The organism is Actinomadura sp. NAK00032 (assembly GCF_013364275.1).
GTDB lineage: Bacteria > Actinomycetota > Actinomycetes > Streptosporangiales > Streptosporangiaceae > Spirillospora.
This window is the reverse complement of record NZ_CP054932.1, coordinates 8,553,410-8,568,605: the sequence shown is the minus strand read 5'-3', so window position 1 is coordinate 8,568,605 and position 15,196 is coordinate 8,553,410. Positions and strand designations below refer to the sequence as shown.

The 15,196-nt window shown below is 70.1% G+C and carries 13 protein-coding genes; all 13 read left to right on the top strand.

Annotated elements, in window-relative coordinates; translation table 11 throughout:
* Window positions 1-25: 25 nt before the first annotated feature.
* The 13 genes from HUT06_RS39355 to HUT06_RS39295 all read left to right on the top strand — a co-directional run bounded on the left by HUT06_RS39355 (window position 26) and on the right by HUT06_RS39295 (window position 15,193).
* Window positions 26-2,113, top strand: a complete 2,088-nt coding sequence (locus HUT06_RS39355; RefSeq protein WP_176200349.1) for a hydantoinase/oxoprolinase family protein — start codon at window positions 26-28, stop codon at window positions 2,111-2,113.
* Window positions 2,110-3,882 (top strand): hydantoinase B/oxoprolinase family protein, encoded by a 1,773-nt coding sequence (locus HUT06_RS39350; protein WP_217711624.1) that lies wholly within the window; start codon window positions 2,110-2,112, stop codon window positions 3,880-3,882. Before HUT06_RS39355 ends, HUT06_RS39350 begins: the two co-directional genes overlap by 4 nt.
* Window positions 3,883-4,084: 202 nt before the next feature.
* Window positions 4,085-4,957: a hypothetical protein gene (locus HUT06_RS39345; RefSeq protein WP_176200348.1), complete on the top strand. Its 873-nt coding sequence runs from the start codon at window positions 4,085-4,087 to the stop codon at window positions 4,955-4,957.
* 168 nt (window positions 4,958-5,125) lie between these two features.
* Entirely contained in the window at window positions 5,126-5,977 is an 852-nt protein-coding gene (locus HUT06_RS39340; RefSeq protein ID WP_254715624.1) for an LppX_LprAFG lipoprotein, read from the top strand.
* A 118-nt stretch (window positions 5,978-6,095) separates the two neighbouring features.
* Window positions 6,096-6,971, top strand: a complete 876-nt coding sequence (locus HUT06_RS39335) for a DUF6612 family protein (RefSeq protein WP_176200347.1) — start codon at window positions 6,096-6,098, stop codon at window positions 6,969-6,971.
* A gap of 335 nt (window positions 6,972-7,306) precedes the next feature.
* A complete protein-coding gene (gene rplJ / locus HUT06_RS39330; protein WP_176200346.1) occupies window positions 7,307-7,897 on the top strand; it encodes a 50S ribosomal protein L10 in 591 nt (196 codons plus the stop codon).
* Window positions 7,898-7,953: 56 nt separating this feature from the next.
* Window positions 7,954-8,343 (top strand): 50S ribosomal protein L7/L12, encoded by a 390-nt coding sequence (rplL, locus tag HUT06_RS39325; protein WP_176200345.1) that lies wholly within the window; start codon window positions 7,954-7,956, stop codon window positions 8,341-8,343.
* Window positions 8,344-8,904: 561 nt separating this feature from the next.
* The gene (locus HUT06_RS39320) at window positions 8,905-10,026 is read left to right on the top strand and encodes an ABC transporter ATP-binding protein (RefSeq protein WP_254715623.1); all 1,122 of its coding nucleotides are present in this window, start codon (window positions 8,905-8,907) and stop codon (window positions 10,024-10,026) included.
* Window positions 10,026-10,886, top strand: a complete 861-nt coding sequence (locus HUT06_RS39315) for an ABC transporter permease (protein ID WP_254715622.1) — start codon at window positions 10,026-10,028, stop codon at window positions 10,884-10,886. The genes HUT06_RS39320 and HUT06_RS39315 overlap by 1 nt, the downstream gene beginning before the upstream one ends.
* Window positions 10,887-10,969: 83 nt before the next feature.
* Entirely contained in the window at window positions 10,970-11,734 is a 765-nt protein-coding gene (locus tag HUT06_RS39310; protein ID WP_301173993.1) for an ABC transporter permease, read from the top strand.
* A gap of 61 nt (window positions 11,735-11,795) precedes the next feature.
* Window positions 11,796-13,103 carry an MCE family protein gene (locus HUT06_RS39305; protein ID WP_176200343.1) on the top strand — a complete coding sequence of 436 codons (1,308 nt, stop codon included), beginning with the start codon at window positions 11,796-11,798 and terminating at the stop codon, window positions 13,101-13,103.
* Window positions 13,100-14,131, top strand: a complete 1,032-nt coding sequence (locus tag HUT06_RS39300) for an MCE family protein (RefSeq protein ID WP_176200342.1) — start codon at window positions 13,100-13,102, stop codon at window positions 14,129-14,131. The genes HUT06_RS39305 and HUT06_RS39300 overlap by 4 nt, the downstream gene beginning before the upstream one ends.
* Window positions 14,132-15,193 carry an MCE family protein gene (locus HUT06_RS39295; RefSeq protein WP_176200341.1) on the top strand — a complete coding sequence of 354 codons (1,062 nt, stop codon included), beginning with the start codon at window positions 14,132-14,134 and terminating at the stop codon, window positions 15,191-15,193.
* The last annotated feature ends 3 nt before the right edge of the window (window positions 15,194-15,196 follow it).

Genomic DNA, 15,196 nt, shown 5'->3' with positions numbered 1-15,196 from the left:
TCAATCCAGGCCCTCGGGAGAGTGGATGGGTTACCGAATCACCGTGGACGTCGGCGGGACGTTCACCGATGTCGTCGTGGTCGGCGCGGACGGCGAGCTGCTCATCGGCAAGGCGCCGACCACCCCTGAGCGAGCGTTCACCGGAGTCCGCGACGCGCTGGAGAACGCCGCGTCCGGCCTCGGCGTCGCCGTGCCGGACGTGCTCGCCGGCACCGACCTGTTCGTCTACAGCACGACCCGCGCGACCAACGCCGTCCTGGAGCGGACGACCGCGAAGACGGCGCTGCTGACCACCGAGGGCTTCCCGGACGTGCTGGTGCTGCGCGAGGGCGGCAAGTCCAACCCGTTCGACCTCGACGTCCCCTACCCCGAGCCGTACGTGCCGCGCAGGCTGACGTTCGAGGTGCCGGAGCGGATCGACGCCGAGGGCGGCGTGGTGGCGCCGCTGGACGAGGCGGCGGTCCGGCGGATCGCGCGCGGCCTGGCCGAGCGCGGCGTCGAGGCGGTCGCGGTGTGCCTGCTGTGGTCGGTGGCGAACCCGGCGCACGAGCTGCGGGTCGCGGAGATCCTGGCTGAGGAGCTGCCGGACGTCCCGTACACGCTGTCGCACCGGCTCAACCCGGTCGTGCGGGAGTACCGGCGGGCCTCGGCGACCGCGCTGGACGCGTCGCTGAAGCCGCTGATGGGCGCGCACCTCGCCGCGGTCGCCGACGACCTCGCGGCGGCGGGCTTCACCGGCGAGCTGGTGGCCGCGACGTCCTACGGCGGCATCATGCACGTCCCCGACCTGGCCGAGCGGCCGATCTTCTCGGTGAAGTCGGGGCCGGCGCTCGCGCCGGTCGCGGGGAAGAACTACGCGGCGGCGGAGCTCGCGGCGCGCGACGCGGTGGTGTGCGACATGGGCGGCACCAGCTTCGACGTCAGCCTCGTCCGCGACGGCGCGATCAACTTCACCCGGGAGACCTGGCTCGGGGAGCGGTTCCTCGGGCACCTGGTGGCGACGTCGTCGGTGGACGTGCGCAGCGTCGGCGCGGGCGGCGGCTCGATCGCCTGGGTGGACGACGGCGGGCTGCTGCGGGTCGGGCCGCAGTCGGCGGGGGCGCGGCCCGGCCCGGCCTGCTACGGGCGCGGCGGGACGCGGCCCACGGTCACCGACGCCGCCGTGGTGCTCGGCTACCTCAGCCCGGAGCACTTCCTCGGCGGCCGGATGACGCTGGACGCGGCGGCCGCCCGCAGGGTGATCGGGGAGCTGGGCGAGCGCCTCGGCCTGGACGCGCACCAGGCCGCGGACGCCGTGCTGGCCGTCGCGTCCGAGGTCATGGTGGGCGCGATCGGCGACATCACGGTGAACGAGGGCCTCGACCCGAGGGAGAGCGTGTTCGTCGCGGGCGGCGGCGCGGCCGGGCTCACGATCGGCCGGATCGTGGCCGAGCTGGGCTGCGGCCGGGTGCTGATCCCGCGTACGGCGGGCGCCCTGTCGGCGGTCGGCGGCCAGTACTCCGACATCGTCGCCGAGTTCACCGGCAGCTGCCCGACCACGACGGCCGCGTTCGACCGGGCCAGGGTCAACGCGACGCTCGACGAGCTGAACGCCCGCGCGGACGCGTTCGCGGCGCGGCTCGCCGAGCGCGGGATCTCCGGCACCCGGCGCGAGCTGTTCGTGGAGGCCCGCTACGCCTTCCAGGTGTGGGACATCGAGCTGGCCGTCCCGTCCGCCCGGTTCGACTCGGCGGCCGACGTGAAGGCGCTGTCGGCGGCCTTCGACGCCGAGCACGAGCGGATCTTCGCGGTGGCGGAGCCGGGGCAGACGGTGGAGACGCTGACCTGGCGGCTGCGGCTGACCGCCCCGGTCGGCGACGACCGCCGCCCCCGGATGGCGGCCGCCGGCGGCGCGGCCGCGAGCGGCGCCCCCGGCGCGAGCACCGAGGCGTACTTCCCGGGGCGCGGCCTCGTGACCACGCCGATCCACACCGGTCCCGAGCTGCCCGCCGGGACCGCGGTCCCCGGCCCGGCGATCATCGCCGACCGGACGAGCACCCTGGTCGTCCAGCCCGAGTGGACGGTGACGGTGACCGGGGACGGCAACTACCTGATGGAGGTGGACGCGAGATGAGCGGGGCCACGAGCACCATGGATCCGGCGCTGCTGGCGGTGCTGGCCAACCGGTTCGACGCGATCGTCCGCGAGATGACCAACACGCTGCTGCGCACCGGGCGGTCCACGGTGATGTCGGTGGCGCGGGACTTCTCCTGCGCGATCGTCACGGCCGACGACCAGCTGCTGTCCAGCGCGGAGGCGCTGCCCGTGCACGTCTTCGGGACGCACCTGCAGACCGCGGCGATGCGCCGCATGCATCCGGACTTCGCCGAGGGCGACGCCTTCCTGGACAACGACCCGTACATCGGCAACACCCACCACGCCGACCACACGATCCTCGTGCCGGTGTTCATCGACGGCGAGCACGTGTTCACGGCCGCCGCCAAGGCGCACCAGGCCGACACCGGCAACAGCATCCCCTCGACGTACCACCCGCTGGCGAAGGACATCTACGAGGAGGGCGCGCTGTGCTTCTCCATGACGCAGATCCAGCGTGACCACACCGACATCGACGACGTCATCCGGATGTGCCGCCGCCGGATCCGCGTCCCCGACCAGTGGTACGGCGACTACCTGGCGATGCTCGGCGCGGCCCGGATCGCCGAGCGGCGGCTGAAGGAGGCCGCCGCCCGGTACGGGGTGGACACGCTGCGGCAGTTCGTCGGCGAGTGGCTGGACTACTCCGAGCGGCGGATGCGCGCGGCGATCGCCAAGCTGCCCGCCGCGACGGTGGAGGGCGAAGGGGCGCACGACCCGTTCGGGCCGCTTACCGAGGGCGTCCCGGTGAAGATCAAGGTGACGGTCGACCCGGCGGCGGAGACGATCGAGGTGGACCTGCGCGACAACATCGACTGCGTGCCCGCGGGCATCAACCAGTCCGAGGCGTGCGCGATCAACAACGCGATCACCGGCGTGCTGAACGTGGTCGGGTCCGGGGTGCCGGTCAACTCCGGGACGTTCCGCCGCATCGGCGTCCAGCTGCGGGAGAACTGCGTGGTGGGCATCCCGCTGCACCCAACGTGCTGCTCGATGGCGACCACCAACCTCGCCGACCGGATCATCAACATCACCCAGCACGCGTTCTCCGAGCTGGGCGACGGCTACGGCCTGGCGCAGGGCGGCGCGGTCACCGGCGCGGGGTTCTCGGTGGTCGCCGGGCAGGACCCGCGTACCGGCGGCGGCTACATCAACCAGCTGATCGTGGGCACGAACGGCGGGCCCGCGACGCCGCGCACCGACGGCTGGGTGACCTACAACGCGCCGTGCGGCGCCGGTTTGGTGTACCGCGACAGCATCGAGCTGAACGAGCTGAAGTACCCGGTGATGTTCCGCTACCTGCGCATCGCGACCGACAGCGGCGGTGCCGGACGGCGGCGCGGCGCGGTGTCGACCACCGTGGAGTTCGGCCCCCGGGAGGCGCCGATGACGGCGGCGTTCAACATCGACGGGCACGAGCGTCCCGCGCGGGGCGCGCGCGGCGGCGGGGACGGCAGCGTCGGCGTGGCGTACCTGATCGGGACGGACGGGACGCGCACCCGCACCGAGCCGATGGCCCAGCTCGAACTGCGGCCGGGCGAGCGGCTCTACGGGGAGCACGGCGGGGGCGGCGGCTACGGCCCGCCCATCGAGCGCGAACCGGACCGGGTGCTGCACGACTACCTGGAGGGCTACATCTCCCGCGCGGCGGCCGAGGACGTCTACGGCGTCGTCTTCACCGGCGACCCCGGCGACGACACCCTCGCCGTCGACGAGGAGGCGACCCGGGCGCGCCGCGCGGCCCGCTGAAACCGAGGCGCGGCCCGCTGAAACCGAGGCGGGGCAGGGGCGTCCCCGGTGCCGGAACCGGGGACGTCCCGTGGCGTTCCGTGGCACTCCGTGACCCCATTACCACTGAGGACGACGGATACATAGATCGCAGTCCGGAACCGGACAATCCGATTCCCGATCGCTTTGTTACCCGCGAGGAACCTGGTGTTGAATTGGGCTCGTGAAGCGTCGCACCGACCGGGCCATCGCCATCTCCGCCGTCGTGGCCGTCGCCGTCGTGCCCACGGCCGTCCTCATGGTCGTCAAGGTCGGCGGGGACTCGGCGAAGGACGCCGGTTCGATGCCCCCGGCGGCCGTCATGGCCCGGCAGGACCAGACCAACCCGAACGGCGCCGCGTCCGGCACCGTGTCCCCGGGCGCGACCGCGCCGCCGAAGACCGGCGCGGGCAGGTCGCCCGCTCCGGGCGCCCCCGCCTCCGGGAACGGCGCCGTCCCGCACGGCCTGCCCACGGCTCCGCCCCAGCCCGGCCCCAGCCTGCACTCCTTCACCCGCAAGACGGAGATGAAGGTGGCGCTCGGCGAGGGCGGCGACTACAAGCACGCGGTCGAGACGGCCTCGTTCACCCTCTGGCCGAAGTTCGCGATGAGCGCCACCGGCGTCACCAAGACGGTGCTGGACGGCGAGGCCAGCAAGATCACCCAGAAGGTGATCGTGAGCGGGAACGTGCTCAAGGGCTTCGACGGCGCGAAGTGGACGCAGTCCACGCTCAGCGCGGCCCAGTTGAGCGAGCTGCAGAACGGGTCCGACCCCCGGCAGTTCACCTTCATGATCGGGACGCTGCCCGGGACGACCGCGAGCGAGCCGGACGCCTCCGGGCGCACCCGCTTCGCCGCGCAGGCCCTGATGAGCAGCGTGTACGCGCTGCTGCCGCAGGACGCCGCGGCCCTGCTCCGGCCCGTCCTCCCCGACTCCACCGGCTGCGGGATCGACCTGTGGGCCGACAGCAGCGCCCGGCCGACGACGATCAGGCTGGCCGCGCAGGCGCCCGGCGCCGCGCTCGACGGCACGATGTCCTTCGGCTCCTACCGCTGACCCTCCCGGCTCTCCGAGCCCGCCTTCCGGCCCCCTGGCGCGTGAGCGCGGGCTACGCCGTTGGTCGTACCGCGGGGTGACCCGTTCGTACCACCGGGGGATGCCCGCGGCGTTGGCATCCCGCGACACTGGGAACACCAGGAGGACGACAAGGGAGGCTAAAACCTCATGAACCGACGACTCGTGGTGGCTGCCGGCGGTACCGCCGTGGGTGCCGCACTCGTCCTGTCCGGATGCAACGGGGACGGGTCGGCGAACACGGACAACATGAAGCTCAGTGCCGGGCAGGCGCTGCTCAAGACGTCTCAGAAGACCGCGAAGGCCGACGCCTTCAAGGCCGACCTCACCGTGACCGGCACCGGCGACGAGTCCGGCAAGCTTCACGCCGACGGCCAGTTCCAGCTGCGTCCCTCGCTGCAGTTCAGCGCGAAGCTGGACGAGGTCAGCCGCAACGGGCAGACCCTGCCGGGCGCCAAGGGCCAGGCGGTCTTCAAGGACGACGTGCTCTACGCGAAGGTCCCGCAGCTCGCCCGCTTCGTCAGCGGCGGCAAGCCGTGGCTGCGGGTCGACGTGAACCAGGTGTCGCAGCAGACCGGCTTCGACGTGCGGAACCTGGTCGACCAGGTGCAGAAGGTCGACCCGGCCGAGCAGACGAAGATGTTCACCGGTTCCAAGGACGCCCGCCGCGTCGGCACCGAGAGCATCGACGGCGTGAAGACGACGCACTACGCCGGCACGGTCACCATCGACGACGCGCTGAACCGCCTCGACGCCCAGGCGCGCGAGAAGGTCAGCAAGTGGCTGCCGAAGGACCGCGCCAACGGCAAGATCAACTTCGACCTGTGGACGGACGGCGACAACCTGCCGCGCAAGATCGTCTCCAAGGCGAACGGCGAGGGCGGCGACACCGCCTCCGTCACCGTCCTGTACAGCGACTACGGTAAGACGTTCACGGTGAACCCGCCGCCGTCGGACCAGGTGGGTCAGCTGTCGCTCGGCTCCCTCCTCGGCGGGAACTGAGCGCGTTCGCACCGAGCCGGCCGAGGCGGCGGAATGAACCGCGAGGGCTGCTCCAGCGTCTGACCCAGTGTCCGGCCCGTGCGCCCGGGCCACCAGACGCAGAAGGAGAACCCCCACGATGATCCGTCGTTTCGCCGCCGGCACGGCGCTGGCCACCGGCCTCGCCCTCTCGCTGACCGGCTGCCTCGGGGACGCCGGCAACAAGGTGGACGAGGCCGGCAAGAACATCAAGCTGACGGCCGCGCAGGTGCTCGGCAAGGCCGCGGAGAAGACCGGCGACATCAACTCGTTCAAGGCCGACATGTCGATGCAGATGGCCGGCACGAGCCAGGGCGACATGACGATGGACGGCACCATGCAGTACCGCACGAAGCCCGACATCGCCTACAGCATGAACTTCCAGAACATGACCGTCGCCGGCAAGTCGATGGGCGGCATGGAGCAGCGCCTCGTGGGCGGCGCCATGTACATGAAGATGCCGGCGCTCTCGCAGCTGCCCGGCGGGGCGAGCAAGCCCTGGATCAAGGTCTCCCTGGACGAGCTGAGCAAGCAGTCCGGCATGAACCTCGACCAGATGCTCCAGCAGTCCCGCCAGATGGACCCGGTGCAGAACACCAAGATGCTGACCGCGTCCAAGGACGCGCGCGAGGTCGGCGAGGAGACGGTCGGCGGCGTCAAGACGACGCACTACACCGGCACCTACCGGATGGAGGACGCGATCGCCAAGCTGCCTCCGGAGCAGCAGGAGGCGTACCGCAAGACGCTCGCCCAGGTGGGCATGCAGAACATGCACTTCGACCTCTGGGTGGACGGCCAGCAGCTGCCGCGCCAGATGATCATGAAGACCGCCCAGGGCGCGCAGGGCACCATGACCGTGACGACGAGCTACCGCGAGTTCGGCAAGCCGGTGCAGATCGACGAGCCGCCGGCGAGCCAGGTCACCGACTTCAGTGAGCTGATGGGCAAGCTCGGCACCGGAATGCCGCGCGCCTGACCCCGCGGCACCGACCGCACGACCGAGGGACCGCGACCCCGCACCGGGGCGCGGTCCCTTCGCCGTCCGGCCTCGGATTTGGCCTTAGGCAGGGAGCAACGTATTCTGTCCGATGCCGAAGACCGCCGGTCGTCACCTCATGTCCGTGGGGTGACCGAAGGACCCGACTCCGTCGGGCGGCCTGCGTAGGTGAGACGAGAGCTTCCGCATGGCCTCCGTGCCGTGCCTGGACGCCCCGTGCGCCTGCGCCGGGGCGTTTTTTGGTGGATCGGCGCCCCCTCCCGCAAGGGCGGACGGGCGCGGATCGGACCACCCAGGTAATCGGAAGGAGGGCTATGGCCAAGGCCCACAAGGACGCGGCGATCGCCGAGCTCAAGGGCGAGTTCGAGAGCTCCAGCGGCGCCGTGCTGACCGAGTACCGCGGGCTTAGCGTCGCGCAGGTCAAGGAGCTGCGCGACAACCTCGGCGAGAACGCGCGGTTCCGCGTGGTGAAGAACACGCTGACCAAGCGCGCCGCGAACGAGGCCGGTGTCGACGAGCAGTTCCGCGAGCTGCTCGAAGGCCCGTCGGCCATCGCGTTCGTGCGCGGCGACGTGGTCGAGGCCGCCAAGGGCCTGCGCGACTTCGCCAAGGCGAACCCGATGCTGGTGATCAAGGGCGGCTTCATCGACGGTCAGTCGATGGACGCGGCCGAGATCACCAAGCTGGCGGACCTCGAGTCCCGCGAGGTTCTCCTCGCCAAGCTGGCCGGTGCGATGAAGGGCTCGATGGCGAACGCCGCCGCGCTGTTCAACGCGCTGCCCACGCAGGCGGCCCAGCTCGCCGAGGCGCTGCGCGCCAAGCGCGAGGCCGCCGGCGAGACCGCCGAGGCCGGTGCCGCCGAGGCGCCCGCCGAGGCCGCAGCCGAGGCACCCGCCGCCGAGTAGGCGCACCCGCGGTTCCCGTATCACCCGAGATTTCAAGCCATAGCGGAGGAAACATCATGGCGAAGCTCAGCACCGACGAGCTGCTCGACGCTTTCAAGGAGATGACCCTTCTCGAGCTCTCCGAGTTCGTGAAGCAGTTCGAGGACGTCTTCGACGTCAAGGCCGCCGCGCCGGTCGCGGCCGTGGCCGCCGCCCCGGGCGCCCCCGCCGCCGGCGGCGAGGAGGCCGCCGTCCAGGACGAGTTCGACGTCATCCTCGAGGGCGCCGGCGACAAGAAGATCCAGGTCATCAAGGAGGTTCGCACCCTGACGAGCCTCGGCCTCAAGGAGGCCAAGGACCTGGTCGACGGCGCGCCGAAGCCGCTGCTGGAGAAGGTCAACAAGGAGACCGCCGACAAGGCCAAGGAGGCCCTGGAGAAGGCCGGCGCCACGGTCACCGTCAAGTAAGGACGGCTCCGGAGCCTGCGAGCCTCGCGGCTCGACTGCTCTCCCAAGGAGGCGGTCACCCCACTCGGGGTGGCCGCCTCCTTCGCGTTAGCGGGGGAACGCGCTGTTCCGAGGTGCGCGAGCGGGTGCCGGTTTCCTGTACGGGAGTGATAAAGGCCCGGCCAAAAGCGTGTGCCGCGACGGGTTGTGCGGCCGTCGGCGGGCGGCGTACCGTCCCGTTTCGACACTGTGGTCACACCAGGTGGTCCGCGTCCCCGCCGTCCGGGTCGGCGGGTGCCGGCGGTCCGCGGCCGGCCGGAACCCGCGGGCTTGAGGCGCTGGTTCTTGGACCACTAGTCTCATAGGCGCCGTAAGTAACGATTGTCTTACGACGTCGCATTTAGCCGCTGATCTGGACCGGAACCCCTTCCATTTGGACGGCGGCCCGCTACCGTAGTGGAACCCGGCGCGGCTACCGGACGGTAGCAACACGGCGGACACGCCGTGTGACGACAGCAAGAGCCTGAGTGCTACTCGCTCATTGGTTCGGGATTTCCCCCCGGCCTGGACGAAAGGTGACGAGTGGGCGTCGAGATCAGAGTCGAGGGCCTGACCAAGTCCTTTGGCCGCCAGGTGATCTGGCAGGACGTGTCGCTGACCATTCCCGCAGGTGAGATCTCCGTTCTTCTGGGCCCGTCCGGTACCGGCAAGTCGGTGTTCCTGAAGTCCCTCGTCGGGCTGCTCAAGCCCGACCGCGGGCACATCTGGATCGGCGACAGGGACCTGCCCTACCTGCCCGAGTCCCAGCTCTACGAGACCCGCAAGCTGTTCGGCGTCCTGTTCCAGGACGGCGCGCTGTTCGGCTCGATGAACCTGTTCGACAACATCGCCTTCCCGCTGCGCGAGCACACCAAGAAGTCCGAGTCCGAGGTCAAGCGCATCGTCCTCGAGAAGATGGAGATGGTCGGCCTCCTCGGCGCCGAGCACAAGCTGCCCGGCGAGATCTCCGGCGGTATGAAAAAGCGCGCCGGCCTCGCCCGCGCGCTCGTGCTGGACCCCGAGATCCTCCTGGTGGACGAGCCGGACTCCGGCCTCGACCCGGTCCGCACCGCGTTCCTGAACCAGGTGTTCATCGACCTGAACGCGCAGATCGGCGCGACGTTCCTCATCGTCACCCACGACATCAACACGGCCCGTACCGTCCCGGACAACATCGGGCTGCTGTACCAGCGCAACCTCGCCATGTTCGGCCCCCGGGAGATGCTGCTGTCCAGCGAGGAGCCGGTCGTCCGGCAGTTCCTCAACGCCAGCAAGGTCGGCCCGATCGGCATGTCGGAGGAGAAGGACGCCTCCGAGCTGGAGGCCGAGGCCAAGATGGGACTCGACTCGGGCAAGCTGCCGCCCATCCCGCCGCAGCAGATGGCGAGCAACGGGTTGCTGCGCGCCGGCATGCACGCGCCCGGCGCGTGGTGCGCCGCGCACGGCGTCACGCCGCCGCCCGGCTCCTTCATCGACGACCTCGGCCGCAACTGGGTGGAGGAGTGGCCGCGGTACGTGGCGTCCATGACGCCCGTCGGCGCCCCCGCCGCGGGCGGCCCCGGCGGTCCGCCGCCCGGCCCGCCGCCCGGTGGCCCCGCCGGCCCCGGCGGCCAGTTCCCGGGTAACCCGCCGCCTGGACGTCATGCAGGTGGTGCAGGGTACTGATGTCCACTCCTCAACAGCCGGAGATCGGCGCGGGCCGGCGAGAGGGGAAGAGCGGCGGCGGTTCGTCGGTGACGTTCCGCAAGATCGGGGACGGCGCGGCCAACGTGGTCGTCAAGGAGCCCGGGCGGTTCTTCGCCCTGTGCCTTGACACCGCGCGTGCGACGTTCCAGTGGCCGTTCCAGTGGCGCGAGTTCATCCAGCAGGCCTGGTTCATCGTCAGCGTCACCGTCGTCCCCACCATGCTGGTCGCCATCCCGTTCGGCGGCGTGCTGTCGTTGCAGGTCGGCGGATTGATCCGGCAGCTCGGCGCGCAGTCCTACACCGGCGCGACCGCGGTCGTCGCGATCGTCCGGGAGGCCAGCCCGCTGGTCACCTCACTGCTGGTCGCGGGCGCCGCCGGGTCGGCGATGTGCGCCGACATCGGGTCGCGGAAGATCCGTGAGGAGATCGACGCCATGGAGGTGCTGGGGATCAATCCCCTGCACCGCCTGGTGGTCCCGCGGATGTTCGCCTGCGCGTTCGTCGCGCTGTTCCTGAACGGCCTGGTGTCGGTGGTCGGCCTGATGGGCGGCTACTTCTTCAACGTCATGCTGCAGGGCGGCACGCCCGGCGCCTACCTGGCGTCCTTCAACGCGATCGCGCAACTGCCAGACCTGCTGCAAGCCGAGTTCAAGGCATTCGTGTTCGGCATTACCGCCGGCCTGGTCGCCGCCTATAAGGGGCTGAATGCCAAGGGCGGGCCCAAGGGCGTCGGCGACGCGGTCAACCAGACCGTCGTCATCACGTTCATGCTGCTGTTCCTGGAGAACTTCCTGATCTCCACGCTGTACTTCCAGTTCGTCCCGTCGAAGGGGATGTGATGGCTGCCCCTGGTAAGACGGGCAAGGCGGTCACCCGCGTGGTGAACGCGCCCCTGGAACGGCTGGACGACTTCGGTCACCAGATGTCGTTCTACGCCCGCGCCTTCGCGTGGGTGTTCCGGGTGCTGCGCCGCTACCGCACCGAGGTGCTGCGGCTGCTGGCCGAGGTGAGCCTCGGCACCGGCGGCCTCGCGGTGATCGGCGGCTCGGTGGTGATCGTCGGGTTCATGACGTTCTTCACCGGCAGCCAGGTCGGCCTCCAGGGCTATGAGTCGCTGAACCAGATCGGCACGGCCGCGTTCACCGGGTTCGTCGCGTCCTACTTCAACACCCGCGAGATCGCCCCGCTGGTGTCGGCGCTGGCGCTGTCGGCGACGGTCGGCTGCGGCTTCACCGCGCAGCTCGGCGCGATGCGGATCTCCGACGAGATCGACGCGCTGGAGGTCATGGCCGTCCCGTCGATGCCGTTCCTCGTCACGACCCGGATGCTGGCCGGGATGATCGCGGTCGTCCCGCTGTACATCGTGGGCCTGCTCGCCTCCTACGGCGCGACGCGGGTGATCGTGACGGTGTTCTACGGGCAGTCGACCGGCACCTACGACCACTACTTCCATCTGTTCCTACCGCCGAACGACATCCTGTGGTCGTTCGGCAAAGTGATCATATTCGCGGTGCTGGTGATGCTGATCCACTGCTACTACGGCTACCACGCGTCCGGCGGCCCGGCGGGCGTCGGCGTCGCGGTGGGCCGCGCGGTGCGCACCAGCATCGTCGTGATCAACGTGGCGGACCTGCTGCTCGGCATGGCGATCTGGGGTACCACCACGTCCGTTCGGATTGCGGGGTGACGGCCATGAGCGCAGCGAACCGGGGGGCGTGGGGGGTCGTCCCCCCACAGGGGGTCGGGCGATGAGCACCCGTGTGCGTTACCGCATGCTCGGCATCTCGATGGTCATCGTGATCGCCCTGCTGCTGGCGCTGACCGTGGCCCTGTACAACAAGGCGTTCACGCCCGTCACCGAGGTGTCGGTGAAGACCGAGCGGGCCGGGCTGCAACTGCTGCCGCACTCGGACGTGAAGGTCCGCGGCCTGATCGTCGGCGAGGTCCGCGGCACCGACGCGACCTCCGACGGCGCCGTGCTGCACCTCGCGCTCGACCCGGGCAAGGCGAAGCTGATCCCGCGCAACGTGCAGGCGCGGCTGCTGCCGAAGACGCTGTTCGGCGAGAAGTACGTCGACCTGCAGATCCCGGCGCAGGCGGGCCCGGCCGGGCTGCGCGAGGGCCAGGTCATCCAGCAGGACCGCTCGCAGACCGCCGTCGAGATCGACAAGGTGCTGAACGACCTGCTGCCGCTGCTGCAGGCGGTGAAGCCGGCGGAGCTGAACGCGACGCTGAACGCGCTCGCCACCGCGCTGCAGGGCCGCGGCGACCAGCTCGGCGAGAACTTCGAGCAGGCCGACTCGCTGCTGAAGAAGATCAACCCGCAGCTCGGCACCCTGGTGCACGACCTGAACGGGCTGGCGGACGTGTCCGACATCTACGCCCAGGCGGCGCCCGACCTGCTGCAGACGCTGCGCAACATCAACGTGACCAGCCGCACGGTCACCTCGAAGAAGGCGACCATCGAGCAGCTGATCCCGGCGACGACCGCGCTCGCGCAGGACGGCGACGCGTTCATGCGGCACAACGGCCCGAAGATCATCGGCGTGAACATCGCGAACCGGGACGTGGCGAGCCTCGTCGCCCGGTACTCGCCGTCGCTGCCGTGCGTGTTCGCCGGGCTGATGAAGCTGAAGCCGGAGGCCGAGCGGGTGGCCGGCGGGGGCGGGTCCAAGACCTTCAACCTGACGATCGAGATCGTCAAGCCGCGGCCGGGCTACAAGAACCCCCTCGACCGGCCGGAGGCCAAGGACCGGCGCAACCCGCGCTGCTACGGCCTGCCGAACCCGAAGACGCCGTTCCCGGACTACCTGGCCCTGGACGGCACGCAGGACGACCTGTGGTGGAAGAACCCCGACGACCCGAACGGCGGTGGCGCGAACCGCGGCCGGGCGCTGTCCAACGTGTTCGTCGACACGGGTTCGCTGACCCCCGAGCAGCAGCTCAAGAGCGTCCTCGGACCGCTGACGCGGACCCCCGCCGATGAGCTGTCGGACGTGTCGCAGCTGATGTTCGGGCCGCTGCTGGGCGACGGATCGGTGGTGACGATCAAGTGAAGACGACGAGCGCGGCGATCAAGCTGCTGACCTTCGTGGTCATCACCTCGGTGGCCACCGGCGTGCTGGCGATGACCATCTCCAACATGCGCTTCAAGGAGACCCGCGAGTACAAGGCGGTCTTCTCGGACGTGACCGGGCTGCTGGACAACGACGACGTCCGCATCGCGGGCGTCCGCGTCGGCCAGATCGAGGGCATCAGGCTCTACAAGGGCGACAAGGCCGAGGTGACGTTCAGCGTCGAGCAGGACGGCCCGCTCAAGGCGGGGATCCCCACGTCCACGCAGGCGCAGATCCGCTACCGCAACCTGATGGGCCAGCGGTACCTCGCGCTGACCGACGGCGCCGGCCAGGCCAACGCCTACCTCAAGCCGGGCGGGACGATCCCGATCTCCCAGACCAAGCCGGCGCTGGACCTCACCACGCTGTTCAACGGGTTCCGGCCGCTGTTCCGCGCGCTGGAGCCGAAGGACGTCAACACGCTGGCGATGCAGATCGTCAAGGTGCTGCAGGGCGAGGGCGGGACGATCAACAGCCTGCTCGCGCACGTCGCGTCGCTGACCAACACGCTCGCCGACCGCGACAAGGTCATCGGCCAGGTGGTCGCCAACCTCAACACGGTGCTCGGCACCATCGACCAGCGGCACCAGCAGGTCGACCAGATGGTGCGCGACCTGCGCAGCTTCGTCAGCGGCGTCTCCGGTGACCGCAAGGCGATCTTCGACTCGGTCGCGGCGATCAACGACCTCACCGGCACCACCCAGAGCCTGCTGTCGGACGCCCGCCCGGACATCAAGGACGACATCGCCGGGCTGCGCAAGCTCGCCGGCACGTTCGCGGCCAACGAGAAGGCCCTGGACGGCGGGCTGAAGCGGTCGCCGAAGCGGCTGGAGGGGCTGGTGAACATCTCCTCCTACGGCTCCTGGTTCAACATGTACATCTGCGGTCTCGACGCGCGGGTGCGGCTGCCGGGCGGACCGGTCTACCAGACGCCGGCGATCGTGAACGAGAACGCGAGGTGCAAGTAGATGAGGATCCCGTTCCGGGAGCGCAACCCGGTCCCCATCGGCCTCTCCGCGTTCGCGATCATCGCCGTCCTGCTGCTGCTGGTGATGAACCTGGAGAGCATCCCGCTCATCTCCGGCGGCAGGACCCACACGGCCTCCTTCAAGGAGGCGGCCGGGCTCAAGGCCGACGAGGAGGTCCGCATCGCGGGCGTCAAGGTCGGCAAGGTCACCGCGCTCGACCTGGACGGCGACCACGTCAAGGTCACCTTCCGGGTGGACGACGGCGTGAGGCTCGGCGCGCGCACCGAGGCCGGCATCAAGATCAAGACGATCCTCGGCGCGCACTACCTGGAGCTCACCCCGCGCGGGAAGGGCAAGCTCGGCCGCAACATCCCGATCGAGCGGACGCACACCCCGTTCGAGGTCGTCCCGGCGATCAGCGAGCTGAGCCAGCGGGTCGGCGCGATCGACGTCAAGCAGGTCGCGAAGTCGTTCGACGTGCTGTCGGACACGTTCAAGAACTCGCCGGAGGAGGTCCGGGCGTCGCTGCAGGGCCTGCGGCGGCTGTCCAACACGGTCGCGTCCCGCGACGAGGAGCTGCACGAGCTGGCCGGCAAGGCCAAGGACGTCTCGCAGTTGCTCGCCGACCGCAACCAGGACTTCGCCAAGCTCGTCCAGGACGGCGACAAGGTCCTCCAGGCGGTGCAGGCGCGGCGCGCCGTGATCCACCAGCTGCTGATCAACACGGTCACGCTGTCCCAGCAGGTGAACGCGCTGATCAAGGAGAACGAGAAGCAGCTGCGGCCGATGCTGGACAACCTGGCGAAGGTCAACAAGATCCTGCTGCGCAACCAGGGCAACCTGGACCGGATCCTGCAGCTGTTCGCGCCGTTCGCGCGGCAGTTCTCGGACGTCACCGGCACCGGGCGCTGGTTCGACTCCTGGATCCAGAACCTGATCCCGATCCCCGCCTCGATCCAGGACGCCCCGAAGACCGGCGGGACCACGACGAAGAAGCAGGGCGGACAGAACGGCAACCAGACCGGCAACTCCAGCGACAACCCGTTGCCGTTCCTCCCGTGAGCA